This is a genomic window from Colwellia sp. F1, assembly GCF_056238625.1.
Genome location: NZ_JBWDLI010000001.1, coordinates 402,716 through 419,071, shown reverse-complemented (window position 1 = coordinate 419,071; position 16,356 = coordinate 402,716). Strand labels below are relative to the sequence as shown.

The 16,356-nt window shown below is 38.1% G+C and carries 13 protein-coding genes; 8 read left to right on the top strand and 5 right to left on the bottom strand.

What is annotated here, in order from left to right:
- Positions 1 to 763 precede the first annotated feature (763 nt).
- A complete protein-coding gene (locus AC0UA9_RS01815; RefSeq protein ID WP_475656148.1) occupies positions 764 to 1,747 on the top strand; it encodes a hypothetical protein in 984 nt (327 codons plus the stop codon).
- Positions 1,748 to 1,843: 96 nt separating this feature from the next.
- Complete coding sequence (locus AC0UA9_RS01810) at positions 1,844 to 2,086, top strand: hypothetical protein (RefSeq protein ID WP_475656146.1); 243 nt, start codon at positions 1,844 to 1,846, stop codon at positions 2,084 to 2,086.
- Between the two features lie 364 nt (positions 2,087 to 2,450).
- On the opposite strand, the gene AC0UA9_RS01805 is transcribed toward AC0UA9_RS01810, so the two are convergent.
- Positions 2,451 to 3,674 (bottom strand): type III PLP-dependent enzyme, encoded by a 1,224-nt coding sequence (locus tag AC0UA9_RS01805; RefSeq protein WP_475656145.1) that lies wholly within the window; start codon positions 3,672 to 3,674, stop codon positions 2,451 to 2,453.
- Positions 3,675 to 4,246: 572 nt separating this feature from the next.
- Here AC0UA9_RS01805 and AC0UA9_RS01800 point away from each other — a divergent pair.
- Both AC0UA9_RS01800 and AC0UA9_RS01795 read left to right on the top strand, forming a co-directional pair.
- Positions 4,247 to 4,597, top strand: coding sequence for a DUF805 domain-containing protein (locus AC0UA9_RS01800; protein WP_475656143.1), 351 nt, complete (start codon positions 4,247 to 4,249; stop codon positions 4,595 to 4,597).
- A 70-nt stretch (positions 4,598 to 4,667) separates the two neighbouring features.
- Complete coding sequence (locus AC0UA9_RS01795) at positions 4,668 to 4,880, top strand: hypothetical protein (RefSeq protein ID WP_475656141.1); 213 nt, start codon at positions 4,668 to 4,670, stop codon at positions 4,878 to 4,880.
- Between the two features lie 83 nt (positions 4,881 to 4,963).
- Here the strand turns inward: AC0UA9_RS01795 and AC0UA9_RS01790 are convergent, their stop codons facing one another.
- On the bottom strand, positions 4,964 to 5,866 hold the full coding sequence (locus AC0UA9_RS01790; RefSeq protein WP_475656139.1) for a LysR family transcriptional regulator: 903 nt from the start codon (positions 5,864 to 5,866) through the stop codon (positions 4,964 to 4,966).
- Between the two features lie 250 nt (positions 5,867 to 6,116).
- On the opposite strand from AC0UA9_RS01790, the gene AC0UA9_RS01785 reads away from it, so the two are divergent.
- From AC0UA9_RS01785 to AC0UA9_RS01775, 3 genes are all read left to right on the top strand, one after another.
- Positions 6,117 to 6,803: a type 1 glutamine amidotransferase domain-containing protein gene (locus tag AC0UA9_RS01785; RefSeq protein ID WP_475656135.1), complete on the top strand. Its 687-nt coding sequence runs from the start codon at positions 6,117 to 6,119 to the stop codon at positions 6,801 to 6,803.
- 93 nt (positions 6,804 to 6,896) lie between these two features.
- Positions 6,897 to 8,054: an iron-containing alcohol dehydrogenase gene (locus tag AC0UA9_RS01780; protein WP_475656132.1), complete on the top strand. Its 1,158-nt coding sequence runs from the start codon at positions 6,897 to 6,899 to the stop codon at positions 8,052 to 8,054.
- Between the two features lie 17 nt (positions 8,055 to 8,071).
- Positions 8,072 to 9,112, top strand: a complete 1,041-nt coding sequence (locus AC0UA9_RS01775) for an NADP-dependent oxidoreductase (protein ID WP_475656131.1) — start codon at positions 8,072 to 8,074, stop codon at positions 9,110 to 9,112.
- Between the two features lie 95 nt (positions 9,113 to 9,207).
- Here AC0UA9_RS01775 and AC0UA9_RS01770 read toward each other — a convergent pair whose 3' ends face one another.
- From AC0UA9_RS01770 to AC0UA9_RS01760, 3 genes are read right to left on the bottom strand one after another with little or no spacing between them, the layout of a single operon-like run.
- Positions 9,208 to 10,671, bottom strand: coding sequence for an alkaline phosphatase (locus tag AC0UA9_RS01770; RefSeq protein WP_475656129.1), 1,464 nt, complete (start codon positions 10,669 to 10,671; stop codon positions 9,208 to 9,210).
- 25 nt (positions 10,672 to 10,696) lie between these two features.
- A complete protein-coding gene (locus AC0UA9_RS01765; RefSeq protein ID WP_475656127.1) occupies positions 10,697 to 11,971 on the bottom strand; it encodes an endonuclease/exonuclease/phosphatase family protein in 1,275 nt (424 codons plus the stop codon).
- An 11-nt stretch (positions 11,972 to 11,982) separates the two neighbouring features.
- Positions 11,983 to 12,618, bottom strand: coding sequence for a TetR family transcriptional regulator C-terminal domain-containing protein (locus tag AC0UA9_RS01760; RefSeq protein ID WP_475656125.1), 636 nt, complete (start codon positions 12,616 to 12,618; stop codon positions 11,983 to 11,985).
- A gap of 535 nt (positions 12,619 to 13,153) precedes the next feature.
- On the opposite strand from AC0UA9_RS01760, the gene AC0UA9_RS01755 reads away from it, so the two are divergent.
- Positions 13,154 to 16,261 (top strand): TonB-dependent receptor, encoded by a 3,108-nt coding sequence (locus tag AC0UA9_RS01755; RefSeq protein ID WP_475656123.1) that lies wholly within the window; start codon positions 13,154 to 13,156, stop codon positions 16,259 to 16,261.
- Positions 16,262 to 16,356: the final 95 nt, after the last annotated feature.

The window sequence follows — 16,356 nt, the reverse complement described above, 5'->3', positions numbered from 1 at the left end:
GCGGTTGGTACGGTTGATGAACTCAACGCTTTTGCCATGCATACCAATAAAAAATGGATAAGTGGGCAGCGACAGCAAACCTGTGTGTTTGGTTAACGCCAGTTCAGCTCAACTTCCGTTGTCCCCCTGTAAAATCTAATTACTACCTTGATTACTGCTAGCCTTGCCTGAGATTCAGCAAAAATGGCAGAACAAGTTGGGATTTGAATAAATAAACTGAAAATTAGTATTTAATTATAATTTCTGCGTGAACAACAAAAATAACAGCTTAGGTAAATCAATACTTGGGTGTCCAAAATTTATCAATCAATACTTGGGTGTCCAAAATTTACCCTTGTCCCCCTGTAAAATCTAATTACTACCTTGATTACTGCTAGCCTTGCCTGAGATTCAGCAAAATGGCTGAACAAGTTGGGATTTGAATAAATAAACTGAAAATTAGGATTTAATTATAATTTCTGCGTGAATAACAAAAATAACAGCTTAGGTAAATCAATATTTGGGTGTCCCAAATTTAAAAATAACAGCTTAGGTAAATCAATACTTGGGTGTTCCAAATTTATTCTCCAAATTTATTCCCCCGACCAAATTTATCCCAAATTTAGCAAATTTTTTGTTGGAGATAATATGCACCATTTGAATGCTCAATTGATATATCAAAAATATCAAGATAGTATTGTTTCAACAAAATAACAATTTAGGTTATTAAGATTTTTCCAATTTTTTTTCCTAAATTTTAAAACGTATGAACAGGAAAATCAGGATGACTATATGTTTATGGACTTATAAAAGGCCTTTTCAATATGACGGTAACAATTATGAAGTGAGATACTCTTTTTCATTTAAAACTTATACGTCACAGCTGTTTTATAATGGAACACTATTAGAGAAATGTACACATTCATTTGATGGCGACTTCAAAGTGGTTGTACATAAATTTCAACCTGCCAACCAACCTAATAAAGGAGCCAAAGAAATAATAGTTTCTGTAGGTTACTTTAGTTGGTTGAATGTCGGTATTGAAGTAAGGGTAGGTAGTGAGTTAGTTTACGAAAGCCACCCAGGTAAAGATATTTACTTTGCAACTAAAAAACTAGAAAATTTGGGTGTTTCTGGTAATTCAGTAGCGATAAATGAAAAAAGAAAACTACAAAACGAAAAGTGGCGACAAAACAAAGCTTCTATTTTTGCTGATATAGGCATTGGAGCGGCATTTTTTGTGGTAGCAAAAATAACTGGAGATCTAAGTTTGGCTGCATTTACGGGGGTATTTTTAGGAGTAGCGCTCGTTATTATACAACGCTTTGTTAAAGTCGACTTACTCGGTGGGTTTGCAGTGTTTGGGACGATGATGCTCTTACTATCAGCAATATTTTCCATAGTTTTTCAAAGTGAGTATTTAGTGCAGCTTAAAGGTACTTTTATGGGGTTAATCAGTGCAACTGCACTTGTAGCGGATGGTGTCTTTAATAAAGGTAGTTACTTTGGCACCCGTTTTGAGCGCTATATAAATTCACCCATTCAACATCAGTACTTTGTTTTAGGTTTGGCGTTGATCGGTTTATGTATGGCAGCATTGAATTTTAGTGTTGCAACTCAATTAACCGAAGAACAGTGGCTCACGTATGACACCTTTGTGGAAACACCTGTGTATTTCGTGATGTTTTTTATTCTTGTTTGGTTTGCGAGCAAAAGAAGTAAAACAAAAGCAAATAAAAAAAATAAATCACTTATTACGCATAAATAATCAAGCGGTCACTTTAACAATAGTTAGGCTTATTTTATAAGTGACCCTTTACTGGTGTTAAAGGTGGCTTTGTTTCAATTTAGCAAGGAAAATAAAATGGGATTAGTTGTAGAATTTGTACCAAGTTTACTCGCAGCTTTGGCTTTTGATTTTTTACTTTATATTACAGGTGCAAGTGTACTAAAGATTATTTCTTTTGGTTTTTACAAAGCTAAAATTTATAATTACACTGAATTTAACGCATTGAAAACAAAATCATATCGTAGTTTTTTCACGCAATATTTAATTGGTCTTTCGTTTTATGTGGCCATTATTTTTGCAGTAGCTTGGTTTTATTAAGTAACTAAACCGGACACTCGGTTAAGTTGGATTTACGTAGCTCTAGCGAAAACCCTGAAGGTTTAAAATACACTAACGTATCATAACGTGTTGTATCAGATAAAAAAGCAAAACCGCCCAAAATGCTACTGTCCCTTGTGGGGAATCCACGCAAAACCATGCCAAAGGATTTACCGTTTAAACCAAAAAATCATCTTGAATTAATGAAAATGACAGCGCGCTTTTTGACTTTTCACACGTCTAAAAATAGTGTTTTACCACTTTATTATAGTGTTGTTTAACTTAAAAACGCAGTACTAAACTGCGTTTACTCTGTAGGGATACAAGGCTTACTCTGCAGTGTGCAGGAAGCTTAAATTAAACTTTAGCCCGTTAACTCTTGTTTGTGTAATTGCTCATTTAACACGACAACTTCTGCGCGTTTGAAGAAGTTAAAGTCGGTAGCTGTCGCTAAAGTATAAGCGCCCATCATACGGCTAACAATTAAGTCGCCATTGTTGAGTTTAGGTAGCATGATCGACTCGCTTACAACATCAATACTGTCGCATGTTGGGCCAGCAAGCACGGAGTCAAAACGGGTAAAGTCTTGTTTTACACTGTCTATTGGGTAGGCTGCTTCATCAAACATTAAACCGCTGAATGAGCCGTAAATACCGTCATCTAAGTAGTACCATATTTTACCTTCACGCACGGCTTGCCCCATGATAGAGGCCACACTGGTTACGCAACTTGCAACAATAAAGCGGCCCGGTTCAGCCAGTATTTGCATGGTTTCAGGTAATTGAGCAAGGGCGACGTTAATCGGTGCGCAAAACACATCAATTGGTAATACGTCATCGCTGTAAGGCACCGGAAAACCACCACCTATATCTAATGTGCTTAATGCAGGTAGCCCCAATTCATTTACCTGTAATACTATTTTCGCACAGGCATTTATTGCCTCTACGTATTTAGTTGGATTTGGTGACTGTGAGCCAACATGAAATGATAAGCCTTTGATTCTAATGCCTAACTGTTGTGCATAGGTAATAATTTCAATGGCCATTTCAGGGCTGCAGCCAAACTTTTTAGATAAATCAGCAAATGCATCTGTATTACGAAAACTTAACCGTACTAAAATTTCAGCTTGATCCTTATACGTAATAAATTTTTCCAGTTCGTTGATGTTATCCACCACAAACACAGTGCAACCATAAGCGAGCGCATCGCGGATATCGCTATCACGTTTAATAGGGTGTGTGTGAATAGTGCGCTCACATGGCACACCTTCGCTGGCCACTAGGTCTACTTCACCGCTTGTTGCTAAATCAAAGCTTGCACCTTCTGCTAATAATGTGCGTACAACTGCGGCTAATGGCAAAGGTTTTAAGGCAAAGTGTAGGGTAACATTGGGTAATGCATTTTTAAGTGCGTGGTATTGACGACGAATAGCTTCACAGTCAAGCACCATTAAAGGCGCACCATATTGTGCTGCAAGTTGTTCAATTTCTTGATTAGTTGGTTGCGTATAAGCAAAACATTCGCTTTCGTTAGCCGCAACTGCAGGTACTTGGTTTTGAAAACCTTGTAATTTTGTTGATAAAGCCATAGTGTCTCCGAGTCAAAACGTATTTTTTACGTTTTAAGCAACTGCTCAGATAAGGTTTACCTACGAGTCAGTTAAGTGATATTAATAGTGCTTATGCACAGTCAAGTTCACTCTTGGATAGTTACTCATTGCCTTGCTACAAACTCAATTTGTAATGTACTTGGATTGGCTATCATCAAGAAGCGGCGAGATAATAATGCGAGTTTTAAATTTGTGCAACTATTATTTATAAAAAATATAATAATTACATTTAACTCACTGTATAATAAGGTGAAACACTAGGTTTTTTAGTTAGGTTGAGATAAGTTGGTTGAGTTCATTCGGTGGATTGTCTAACCCTCCTGAAAATGTTTTTTTATTTAAATTTAATGGAATTAAAAGTATGAGTTCGAATAAGTTTTGCTAAATCATCGTTAATGCTAGTAGGATAGCTATTAGGACTTTTTATTATATAGTAGTGTGGTAACCTTTTTATTATCTCGCGCACTAAGGATGGGAGAGTCTACTACCTAGCATTTGCCATTTAAAGAAGTGCTAGTTTTTTAAATTCTAATCAACAAGGAAGATCTACAATGGATTATTTTATAGGCGCATTAAAGAAGTATGCTGATTTTAACGGTCGAGCACGCAGAAAAGAATATTGGATGTTTGTACTGATTTATATGGTTATCAATATTGTGTTAACAGTACTTGGGATGGATATTATTTCACTTATTGTCGGTCTTGCTCTGCTTGTGCCAAGTATTAGCATTACTGCTAGAAGGTTACATGATACAGGTCGCTCAGGATGGTGGCAGCTAATTTATTTTGTTCCTCTGATAGGCTTAATAGTGATGATTTTTTTCTTGGTTCAAGATAGTCATGATGCAAATGCTTATGGTGAAAACCCTAAATCACTTGTTGCGGACCGAACTATAGGTTAAAGCAGGTAGTATGTAAGGTACTTAAAAAGCAAAGATATCATTGGCTTTTGACTTATTTTAAGGAAGTAACATGAATTATTTTTTATTAGTTACCTTTGTTACTTTACTGGTGTTAGTCCTGCTTAATAGACAAAAATCAAATAGCAAAAAATCCGAACCAACGTTTCTTTTGTTCTCTAAAAATGCAAAAGAGGAATACGCTAAACATCAGTCTGAAAGTGGTGTTCTTCTTTTTTGGGGAATAGTTATTACCATATTACTGGTGAGTGTTGGGATCCTCTAGGTTATTATTTAACCGAATAAATAATAATAGCTATCGCGAGGCCGAGACATTATTTGGCTATTGAACAAGTTCTAAGCGCTACTTTATAAATTCACTTGGCGATTAAAGTAGTCTTTTAAAAAATTAATTAACAACCTCAGTTTTTTAGAATTAGCTGTGCCAGGCGGGAACACACCAAAAACGTTTATATCGTTAAGTGTGTAATCACTCAGCACAGCTTCTAATGTTCCAGCTTTTATTTTAGGTAGTGCGTCGTAAGTAGGAATGCGCCCTAAACCATGTCCGGCCTCAACAAAAGATGTTCTTGCGGCAGCATTATTGGTGCTTATACTGCCTTGAGTGGTAACACTGAATGAACGATTACCTTTGGTTAAATGAATAACCCCAGAGGTTAATTTATAAATTACCCATTGATGATGGCTTAAATCGGCAGGGGTTGATGGCCTGCCATATTGAGCAAAATACCCAGGCGCAGCGCATAAACAGGTGTGTAAAGTTGCCAGTTTGCTTGCTTGTAAGCCTGAATCAGGCAAGGGTGCACCCCGAATCGCTAAATCGATACCTTCTTTCATAATATTAACGACTTCATCGGTTAACATAACGTCAAGCGTAATTTTGGGGTAGATTTTTTTAAACTCATTCAATGCCGGCACAACAATTTGTAAACCAATGTTCACCGGACAAGTTATTTTAAGTAAACCAATGGGTTCATTTTTAAAATTCTCAATTTGTTGGTTGGCTGCACTTGCTTGCTCGGCAATAGCGCGGCAACGTTCATAATAGCCTTGTCCTGCTTCTGTTAAGTTAATAGTGCGGGTAGAGCGGTTAAGTAGTTTTACCTCAAGCTGTGTTTCAAGCTTTTTTAAATGATAACTGACAACCGCACGAGAAAGCCCTAAATGTTTTGCAGCAGCACTTAAACTACCTTGTTCAATAACTTGTGCAAACACAACCATACTTTTTAGCTGTTCAAATGAAATATCCATAGCGAGTCTTTATTATTTATGTGTAGTGTTTATAAACTATTGTATCAATAAATGATACAATGATGTTAGTTTTATCTGCATTGTTCACTTGAAGACTTAGGCATATACTAGCGACATTGATTTTGACAAGAGAATAACCCTACTCAGCAATTAATGCCGTGCCTAAGGAGGATTGTTATTCAAACTAATCCAGCACCTTGAAATGATTTGTGTATTTCTTGGGTATATACAGTTAAGAGGATAAATGATTATGGCTAAAAAAATATTAATGGTACTTACCTCTCACGATAAATTAGGTAACACAGGTAATAAAACAGGCTTTTGGGTGGAGGAATTCGCCGCACCTTATTACGCTTTTATTGATGCGGGCGTGGAAGTAACCTTAGCAACGCCACTAGGCGGGCAAGCCCCTATTGACCCAAGTAGCACGTTGGCAGACTTTCAAACCGCAGACACTAAACGTTATGATGCCGACAAAGAGGCACAAGCAAAAGTTGCCACTACGTTAACACTGTCTTCACAAAGTGCAGCTGATTTTGACGGTGTTTTCTATCCTGGTGGTCACGGTCCATTATGGGATCTGACCGAAAATACGGATTCAATTACTTTAATAGAAGACTTTCTAAGCGCAGGCAAAGCGGTAGCAACAGTGTGTCATGCAACGGCGGTATTATTAAATGTAAAACAAGATTCAAAAGACTTTATTGTTAAAAACAAAGCCGTTACAGGTTTTACCAACAGCGAAGAAGCAGCGGTGCAGTTAACTGACGTTGTACCTTTTTTACTTGAAGATGAATTAATTAAACGTGGCGCTGAATATCAAAAGGCACAAGACTTCCACCCATTTGCTATACAAGATGGGTTACTTATTACGGGACAAAACCCTGCAAGTTCAGCACTTGTTGCTGAAAAGTTATTGGCTCACCTTAATACTTAATGCAACTCGTCTACTGATATCATTGCGTATAAAGAAGTGAGTAGACTCTTAAAAAATTGCTATTATTTTTAGTTAAATACAGGATATAAACAGATGTTAAATTTTACTTTTCAAAATCCGACCAAAATTAATTTTGGTGAGGGTCAAGTTAGTGTTATTTCAAAAGAAATCCCTTTAAATGCACGGGTGTTAGTGGTTTATGGCGGCGGCTCAATTAAAAGTAATGGTGTATATGACCAAGTGGTAAGTGCACTTAGTGAACACACTTGGTTTGAGTTTTCAGGTATTGAACCCAATCCAACGTATAACACCTTGATGAAAGCCCAAAACATTATTAAAGCAGAAAGTATTGACTATATACTTGCTGTGGGTGGTGGCTCTGTTGCTGACGGCGCTAAGTTTATTGCAGCAGCGGCCTTCTATCAAGGTGATGATCCTTGGGATATTTTAGCCAAACAAGCACCAGTGACGAAAGCTTTACCTTTGGGCGTTGTATTAACATTGCCAGCGACAGGCTCTGAAAGTAATGGTAATTCTGTGGTAACACGCGACGGAAATAAATTACCGTTTGCTAGCCCTTTAGTACGTCCGTTATTTGCCGTATTAGATCCTACTGTAACCTTATCTTTATCTGATCGTCAAATAGGTAATGGGGTGGTTGATGCCTTTATACATACTATTGAACAATATTTAACTTATAGTGTTAATGGTAAAGTACAAGATCGTTTTAGTGAGGGCTTACTACAAACGTTAATTGAGGAAGGGCCTAAAGCCTTATTACCCGAAACTAAAAATGATTTAGAGGTTAGAGCAAACATTATGTGGTCAGCGACTATGGCACTTAATGGTTTAATCGGTGCTGGTGTCCCGCAAGACTGGTCCACGCATATGATAGGGCATGAATTAACCGGTGCTTTTGGTATTGACCATGCACGTACTTTATCAATTGTATTGCCGGCGGTGATGAAAGTACGCCGTGAGCAAAAACGTGAAAAATTATTACAATATGCGTCAAGGGTATGGCAAATAAACGAAGGTGATGATGATGCACGTATTGACCAAGCCATCCATTTAACAGAGGAATTTTTCAAAAAGATGCAAGTCCCTACACGTTTGTCAGAGGTAGATCTTGATAGCAAAGATATTGACTTACTTATTGAACGATTAGCGCAACACGGTATGACCGCCCTTGGTGAAAAAAGCGATATTACTTTAGATATAAGCCGTGAAATTTTAACGCAAGCACTCTAAACAACGCAGGAAACATTATGACTCAAACAACGGATATAAACCGACAAATAGTATTGGCTTCACGACCTTTTGGTGCGCCAGAGGCAGAAAATTTTAATTTAATTAACACTGAAAAGCCGACACCTAAAGCGGGGGAAGTTTTACTGCGTACTGTATTCCTTTCACTAGATCCTTATATGCGCGGACGCATGAGCGATGCTAAATCGTATGCAGACCCTGTGGCAATTAATGAGGTAATGGTGGGCGGTAGCGTTTGCCGCGTAGAGGTGTCAAATCATCATGACTTTAAAGCGGGAGATTGGGTAGTCGCTTTTGGCGGTTGGCAAGATTACAGCGTTATCAATGGCGCAGAATTACTAAAACTTGACAATAATATGGCGAACCCGTCACATGCTTTAGGTGTATTAGGTATGCCGGGGTTAACCGCATATATGGGGTTGCTTGACATTGGGCAGCCAAAAGCGGGCGAAACGGTGGTGGTTGCAGCAGCAACAGGCGCCGTAGGGAGTTTAGTAGGACAAATAGCTAAATTAAAAGGCTGTAAAGTTGTCGGTATTGCCGGTGGCGAAACTAAATGTAAATATGCCGTAGACACCTTAGGCTTTGACGCCTGTTTAGACCACTATAGTGATGACTTAGCTGAGCAATTAGCCAAAGCTTGTTCATCAGGTATTGATGTTTATTTTGAAAACGTTGGTGGTAAAGTATTTGACGCCGTAATGCCATTGTTAAATGCTTGTGCTCGTGTGCCTTTGTGTGGTCTTATTTCTCAATATAATGCCACTGAACTACCCAGTGGCCCAGACAGGCTTTCAGCATTAATGGGCTTGTTATTAGTTAAGCGTATTAAAATGCAGGGCTTTATTGTGTTTGACGATTATGGCCACCGCTATAATGAATTTAGCGAACAAATGGCTAAGTGGTTAATGGCAGGTGAGATAAAGTATAAAGAACATAGAGTAGAAGGGCTTGAAAGTGCAACTGATGCTTTTATTGGTTTATTAAAAGGCGATAACTTTGGTAAATTGGTTGTACGTGTTGGGCCAGATAATATCTAATATCTTTTTGTATAAAAAAGTGATGCCTAAATAAAAAATAGGGAGCGTAAAAGGCTCCCTATTTTTATTGTTGATGTCAGTTGCCTGTGCCAGCTTTAGTTGACTCGCTTGCTTGGTAATGGCTGCTTACCTAATAGCATAAATATTTTTTTTGCGATGTCAGTATTATCTTGCAAGCCGTGAAATAACTCACTTTGTTTACCAAAAGAAAATACCGGTACATCAATAGCAGTATGGCCACCAGAAGTCCAGCCACTATTAGTACGGTCGGTCATGATTTTCTTCACACTGTTATTTAAGGCTTGTCCTTTTAAGGAAATACTTGGGTCTTGATAAAGGTTAACATTAATGTATTTTTTGGGGTTTACTTTACTGTCTCTAAGCAAATTAAGCTCTGTTGTCGTTAGATCAAAATTAAATAACGAGGCGGTTTTTTCAGACGTTATTTCACCAGTGGTTAATGCGTTAGCAATAAAATCCACAGAATGTTTCATGGTACGTAGGGGCTCAGCATGCCATTCGTATCGACCGTTTGCGCCAATGGTAAAACCGCCTGTGCTGTGATCTGCAGTAACAATAACAAGAGTGTCTGGGTTATGCTCAACAAAGTGCTCTAAATACTCTAATGTTTTAGCTAAATCGTCCATTTCAGCCATGGCATCACTGACATTATTACCATGGCCAGCCCAATCTATTTGGCTCCCTTCAATTAACATAAAAAAGCCATTGCTAGCTAAGTCGTCGGTTAAAGTATCTGTTTGTTGCAAATCAATAAGGTGATGAAGTCCGGCTTTGGTCATGGTTGATAAACGGTGCTTATCGGTATCATCTAACGACCAAGGTAACGCCTTTTTGGCAAATAGACCTAATACAGGTTGGTTTTTAGGCAAGCTGTCCAAGCCTTGATAGTTATCAATATAATGAAAGCCTGCTTGTTTAAATTCACTCACTAAGTTTCTGTCGTCACGAATAAAGTAATGCCAGCCTCCACCAAAGTAAACATCAGCTTTAATGCCATTATCTATATAACTGTCAGCAATATCATTATAATTTCTACGGTGCTCATTATGTGTAAGGTAGGATGCAGGTGTTGCATGGTTTATTTGCGATGTTACTACTATGCCTGTTTTTTTACCTTGTAACTTAGCCCACTCTAAAACGGTTTGAACCGGTTGCTTATTCACATCAACGCCAATGGCGTCGTTATAGGTTTTTATACCACTTGACAGCGCTGTAGCACTGGCGGCTGAGTCGGTGACTATTCCTGAAATAGGGTCAGGATAGGTGCTTGATAAGCCAACAAGGTGACGGTCAAATACTGTTGGCTCTACTACAGCCGTTGTCGGGTCATCACTAAAATAGCGATAAGCCGAAGTATAAGCTGGGCCCATACCGTCACCAATCACCATTATAATATTACGAGGTACATCGCTCGGTGCTTCGTCTAATGAAGCATAAGTTGAGTGGGCTATTGGTGTGATACTTTTATTAGCATGGGTGGCAGTGGTACATGCAAAACAAAGTAATGATAGCGATAAAACAGGTAAAAGAAATTTCATTGGTTAGTCCTATAAGTAAAGCAAATTATTTAGTTAAGTACAGATCAACCCAGACCAGACGATGATCAGATGATGCTTGTCTATCTTTGATTAATCGAAATGTTTCATCGTTTTTTTGTGGCCAGAATACACCTGCTGCTTTCACCGAAAAGCCACGGGTTGAAGGTAGTACGTAGTCTGCTCGCATACCCCAATAAGCGGTATGAAACTTGGCATGTATATTGTCAGGCCTATGTAATTGTCCTCCTAGGCTTGCTGGCATCGGATCTTGTAATTTATCACTACTGAGTAAGGCTTCAATGCTGGCATTGATAGCATCGCCTTCAACACTTGAAGCATTTTGATCCCCTAAAATAATAAAGGCTTGCTCAGAAGCTAGTCCGCCTTTTTTACCCTTGTCATCATAAATGTAATAGCCTTGCTCATTATTGATGTAGTCAAACCAAAAACGAATTTCGTCATGATTACGTTTACCATTACGGTTTTCAGGGCCATCAAAAACCGGTGGTGTAGGGTGGCTAGCTAAAATATGTATGGTTTTACCGTTGACATTAATCGGTATATCCCAATGCGATTTCGATGACAACCTGAGTGCTTGCCACACTTCTTCACTAAACCAAGCTTGTTCAGTGTTAGGGGATGTTGGTTGTAAAGCATTGGGCATGTCATGCCATTTAAAATGCTGAAAAGTTCGAATTGCTGTTTCATTGATAGGATATTTGGACAACAATACCATCCCAAAATGACCTTCAAAATAACCAAAGCCATGTGTATCACTAGGGTGTTGGTTAAGCTTACCATCGCGATTTACATCACCATTGACTTTAACACCAGTATTAACCGGGCCTTGATAAACATAAGGGTAGTGAACACTTGCTTGGCCACTTTGCGAAACCCCTAAGTAGTGGTTAATAAAGTAATGAATATTGTTGAGGTTGTTGTCAGTACGGTCAAATTCATTAAGTAATATAATATCAGGATTAACACGTTGAATTATTTCAGCGATATTTTTAATTTGCTGACTATTATTTCGTAATGCTTGTGACAGTTCATTACCTGAAACGTTTCCTGAATTTTCCTTGGTCGTGTCAGTTGCGCTATTGGGCAAAGACTTTACGTAATTGAGCGCTTCCATACTCACGTTAAAAGTTGCAACGCGCAGTTTTGGCGTTGTTTGTTTTATTGGCTGAGCTAGGACAGTTGTTGCTGGCATTGTGCTACTCACTATTGTTGTTCCTACTGCATAGTTGCTAGAAAATAGTGCGCTAACATAGAGTATGAATAAAGGTATTGTTGTCATCGTATAATTCATCATTTTAATTTACAGCCACGCAGAATAATATCGGTGAGAAACGCCGTAACATGCTCAATATCGTCTTGCTCATACTCAGCACGGTTCATAATGGTTAATATTTGATTGTCAAAATCAGCATAATGTTGCGTTGACGACCAAATGAGAAAGATTAAATTGACGGGGTCAACCCCATGCATCTCACCTTTATTGATCCAGTGTTGAAAAATCTTTGCTTTGTCTCTTACCCATTGGCGAAGATAAGTGCGGGCAAAATCCTTTAAATGCTGAGCACCTTGAATTATTTCCATGGCATAAATTTTAGAGGCCTTAGGGTTATTAAAGGACATAGCCACTTTAGCGCGAATAAATTTTTCTATGGCGAGCTTGGGGCCATCTTCGGGCAGAATATCACCAATGCCTTGGTCCCACATATCGAGTGTTTGCTCAAGCACTGCATGATAAATATTCTCTTTGTGTTTAAAATAATACAAAACATTGGCTTTAGGTAGGCCCGCACTATCAGCGATTGATTGAACCGTAGCGCCTTTATAACCGTGAACTATAAATTCATCTTGTGCAGCAGTAAGTATTTTATCTCGATTAAGCGCTCTTGTTTTTTGTGATTTTGTTGCTAATTTACTATTACTTTTCATGTTGGTCTTATTTCTAATGAATACTTGATTTTTAAAGAATATTTGCTATTTATTCATAATAACTTACCTAAATCAAACAAAGTAGAGGCTGATTAAAAGTAAATTTTATTAACCTAAGTAAAGGCGCTTTAAAAGTTAAATTATAATTTTTTACTGAACGAGGTAATTATTAAAGCAAAGTTACACTACATTAATATTACACGCTGTATTTTTCGTCTATACTTAGGGAAGATTTAAGGAACCTGTCCTTTTGGTCTAACTTTAGCTTGTCAGCTTAACCAGTATGCATAGCTTTTGCCTGTCAGTCTATAAAACCTGACCTTATGGTTTGTTTTTATTTTAACTTGTTTTTTTAGTAAAAATTAAGTTAATTTATCTATAATGAAATAAAACTGTAAAGAAACTTTGTTTTAATGGCTTCAGTTAACAAGCTTATAGTCGCAGTTTAATAGTAACCAGCCTTGTGGCGGTATAGCGTCATAAGGCCCAAACCAAGAAAATAATAAAAGAAATATAAAACATATAGGAAATTAAGATGAAAACTTATTCGTTATCTCGTATAGCTGGTGCACTTGTAGTGGCGTTAGGGTTATCTACTTCAGTTGTTTCAACAGGTGCTTTAGCTAATACCACCTCAGCAATTAAAGGGCAAATTGCTGGTCCTCAGGGTAATCCAGCACCTGGGACAAAGGTTACCATTACCCATGTTCCGTCAGGCACAACTAAGTCTGCTATTGTTAATAATGCTGGTATTTTTGTTGCACAAGGTTTACGTGTAGGAGGGCCATACACTGTTGTTGTTGATTCAGATAAGTTTGAAGATACCACAGTTAATGATATTTTTTTAACACTTGGTGAAACTTACCCTGTAAATGTGGCGCTCAATGCACAACAAGATCTAGAAACCATTGTGGTTACTGGACGTGCAATAAGTATGCATGGTGGTGGTACAGGGCCTTCAACACATTTTAGTGCTGATGACTTAAGTAGCGCACCGGCAATTAACCGTGACTTAAAAGATATTGTGCGTATAGACCCACGTATTTATATTGATGAAAGCCGCAGTGATGCGATTCAATGTGGTGGTGGTAGTCCGCGCTTTAATAGTTTAACCGTTGATGGCGTACGGATGAATGACAGCTTCGGGTTGAATGACAATGGTTACCCAACAACTCGAATTCCCTTTTCTTATGACTCCATTGATCAAGTTGCGGTTGAACTAGCCCCTTTTGATGTAAAATATGGTGGCTTTACAGCTTGTAATATTAATGCGGTAACTAAATCAGGTACAAATGAAATTCATGGTAGCGTTTTTATTGACTACACTAATGATTCAATGAAAGGTGATTCAATTGAAGGCGAAGAGCAAAACAATGGCTCTTATTCAGAAAAGCGCTATGGATTTAATTTAGGCATGCCATTAATTCAAGACGAATTGTTTTTATTTATGTCGTATGAAAAATTAGACGGCGAAGAGTTGTTTGTTTACTCTCCATTTGGCAGCAATGTTAGCCAAGCTGACTTAGACCGTGTTGTTCAAATCTCAAGTGATGTTTATAACTACGCAGCAGGTGGTATGCCAGCCGGTATGCCAGTAGAAGATGAAAAGATTTTACTTAAATTAGACTGGAATATAAATGAAGCACATCGTGCAAGCTTTATTTATAATTACAATGATGGTTTTAAATTAGATCAATCTGATTCGTGGGGGTTAACGCTAGACAGCCATTTCTATGAAAAAGGTGCAGAGCTCAATTCATTTACGAGTGCATTAAACTCTGATTGGTCTGATAACTTTTCTACCGAAATTCGAGTGGGTCATACTGAATTAGAAGGTAGACAAAAATCACTTGATGCAGCCAGTAGCTTTGGTGAAGTTCAAATTAGACATAACGGTACCACAATCTTTTTAGGCCCAGATGACTCTCGTCAATCAAACGAAATGAACTGGGAAAACACCACCTTTAAAATTGCAGGTAATTACTACTTAGATGAACATACAATTACCGCGGGTTATGAATATGAGACACTAACAGCATTTAATTTATTTATGCAACATACTCAAGGTGAGTTCCGCTTTGACTCTATTGACGATTATGAAGCCGGTATGGCGTCAGCAGTTTATTATAACAACTCGGCCGGTACCAACGTGCCTAGTGATGCTAGCCAAGAGTTTACTTATGCAATGCATACTTTTTATATACAAGATGAATATACCTTTACCGATATTGACGCAACGTTAATGTTTGGCTTACGTTACGATACCTACACCAGTGATGATCAGCCAAGATATAATGAAAACTTTGAACAACGATACGGCTTTGCTAACAATGAAACTTTTGATGGTATTTCTTTGTTGCAACCACGCGTTGGTTTTAACTGGACCGTTGATGAAAGTTTAGAAGTGCGTGCAGGGTTTGGTCTTTATTCTGGTGGTAATCCCAATGTGTGGTTATCTAATTCCTACTCAAATGATGGCTTAGTGCAAGTAGGTTTAAAGCGTAGTGATGTTGATTTATTTAACACGCCAATGACCAATGGTGGAACACCAGGCTATGAAATACCGCAAGATATGTACGACGAAGTGCAAAATTCGCCAGTTCAAGGCGGCGATGGCGCTGTTAACGCATTAGATCCAGACTTTAAAATGCCGTCAGAATGGAAATACTCAATCGGCGCGACTTATACAACAGAAGACGATGTAATCTTATCGGCAGACTTGTTATATAACCAAAAAGTTAACTCAGCGACTATTATTGATGCTGGTTTAAAATACTCAGGTAAAACTGCGCCAGATGGCCGTCCTATGTATGAAGAAGTAGCCGGCCGTTCAGCGGACTACGTACTAACAAATAACTTCTTAGATAGTAGCTCAACCATCATTTCACTTGCGCTAAGCAAAAATTTTGATTTTGGCTTAGATACTTCATTTGGTTACTCTTACACTAATTCTGAAGACGCAAACCCAATGACAAGTGCAGTTTCGGGTTCTAACTACGGTAACTTAGCGGTGACTGATGCGCTTAACCCTGGTATAGCAACATCAAATTATGAAATACCACATCGTTTTACCATGAATTTGAGTTATGCAACTGAACTTATTGATGGTCTGACTACCCGCTTTAGCCTGTTTGGCCAAGCTAGTCAGGGTCAAGCGTTCTCATATACTTTTGACGGCTCTGATGGCGCTTATGGTGATAGCAACTGGAATGGTGACCGTCAGTTGTTATATGTACCTTTAGAAAATGATCCTAACGTTGTCTACGGTGCTGACTTTGATAAAGCAGCCTTTGATGACTTTATTGCGGCTAAAGGGTTAACACGTGGTGAAATTACAGGGCGTAATGCACAAAATGCTGATTGGTACACGTCATTTGATTTGAAAATAAACCAAGAAATCCCTGGCTTTAAAGATGATCATAAGGGTAATGCCTTTTTTATCATTAAAAATATAGGCAACATGCTTAATGATGATTGGGGGGTTATGAACCAAGGTCAGTTTGTCGGTAATCGCATGGTTGCTATGTCTATTGAAAATGGCCAATATGTCTACGAAAAGTTTAACGCGGGTAACGAAGACCAAGTTTATTACAAAGACGCTTCTTTGTGGGAAATGCGTATAGGTGTTAGTTATGACTTTTAATGTATATTTAATTATGCGTTAACCGATAAAAACCGTGCTTGTTAGCACGGTTTTTTTATGCTTTAAGTGCAGGTTTAGCTTTTAAATATCAGCTA

Bases quoted from the DNA above. Each gene is read 5' to 3' on its own strand.
- AC0UA9_RS01815 (WP_475656148.1), top strand. From the start codon at position 764: ATGACTATATGTTTATGGACTTATAAAAGGCCTTTTCAATATGACGGT.
- AC0UA9_RS01810 (WP_475656146.1), top strand. From the start codon at position 1,844: ATGGGATTAGTTGTAGAATTTGTACCAAGTTTACTCGCAGCTTTGGCT.
- AC0UA9_RS01805 (WP_475656145.1), bottom strand. From the start codon at position 3,674: ATGGCTTTATCAACAAAATTACAAGGTTTTCAAAACCAAGTACCTGCA.
- AC0UA9_RS01800 (WP_475656143.1), top strand. From the start codon at position 4,247: ATGGATTATTTTATAGGCGCATTAAAGAAGTATGCTGATTTTAACGGT.
- AC0UA9_RS01795 (WP_475656141.1), top strand. From the start codon at position 4,668: ATGAATTATTTTTTATTAGTTACCTTTGTTACTTTACTGGTGTTAGTC.
- AC0UA9_RS01790 (WP_475656139.1), bottom strand. From the start codon at position 5,866: ATGGATATTTCATTTGAACAGCTAAAAAGTATGGTTGTGTTTGCACAA.
- AC0UA9_RS01785 (WP_475656135.1), top strand. From the start codon at position 6,117: ATGGCTAAAAAAATATTAATGGTACTTACCTCTCACGATAAATTAGGT.
- AC0UA9_RS01780 (WP_475656132.1), top strand. From the start codon at position 6,897: ATGTTAAATTTTACTTTTCAAAATCCGACCAAAATTAATTTTGGTGAG.
- AC0UA9_RS01775 (WP_475656131.1), top strand. From the start codon at position 8,072: ATGACTCAAACAACGGATATAAACCGACAAATAGTATTGGCTTCACGA.
- AC0UA9_RS01770 (WP_475656129.1), bottom strand. From the start codon at position 10,671: ATGAAATTTCTTTTACCTGTTTTATCGCTATCATTACTTTGTTTTGCA.
- AC0UA9_RS01765 (WP_475656127.1), bottom strand. From the start codon at position 11,971: ATGACAACAATACCTTTATTCATACTCTATGTTAGCGCACTATTTTCT.
- AC0UA9_RS01760 (WP_475656125.1), bottom strand. From the start codon at position 12,618: ATGAAAAGTAATAGTAAATTAGCAACAAAATCACAAAAAACAAGAGCG.
- AC0UA9_RS01755 (WP_475656123.1), top strand. From the start codon at position 13,154: ATGAAAACTTATTCGTTATCTCGTATAGCTGGTGCACTTGTAGTGGCG.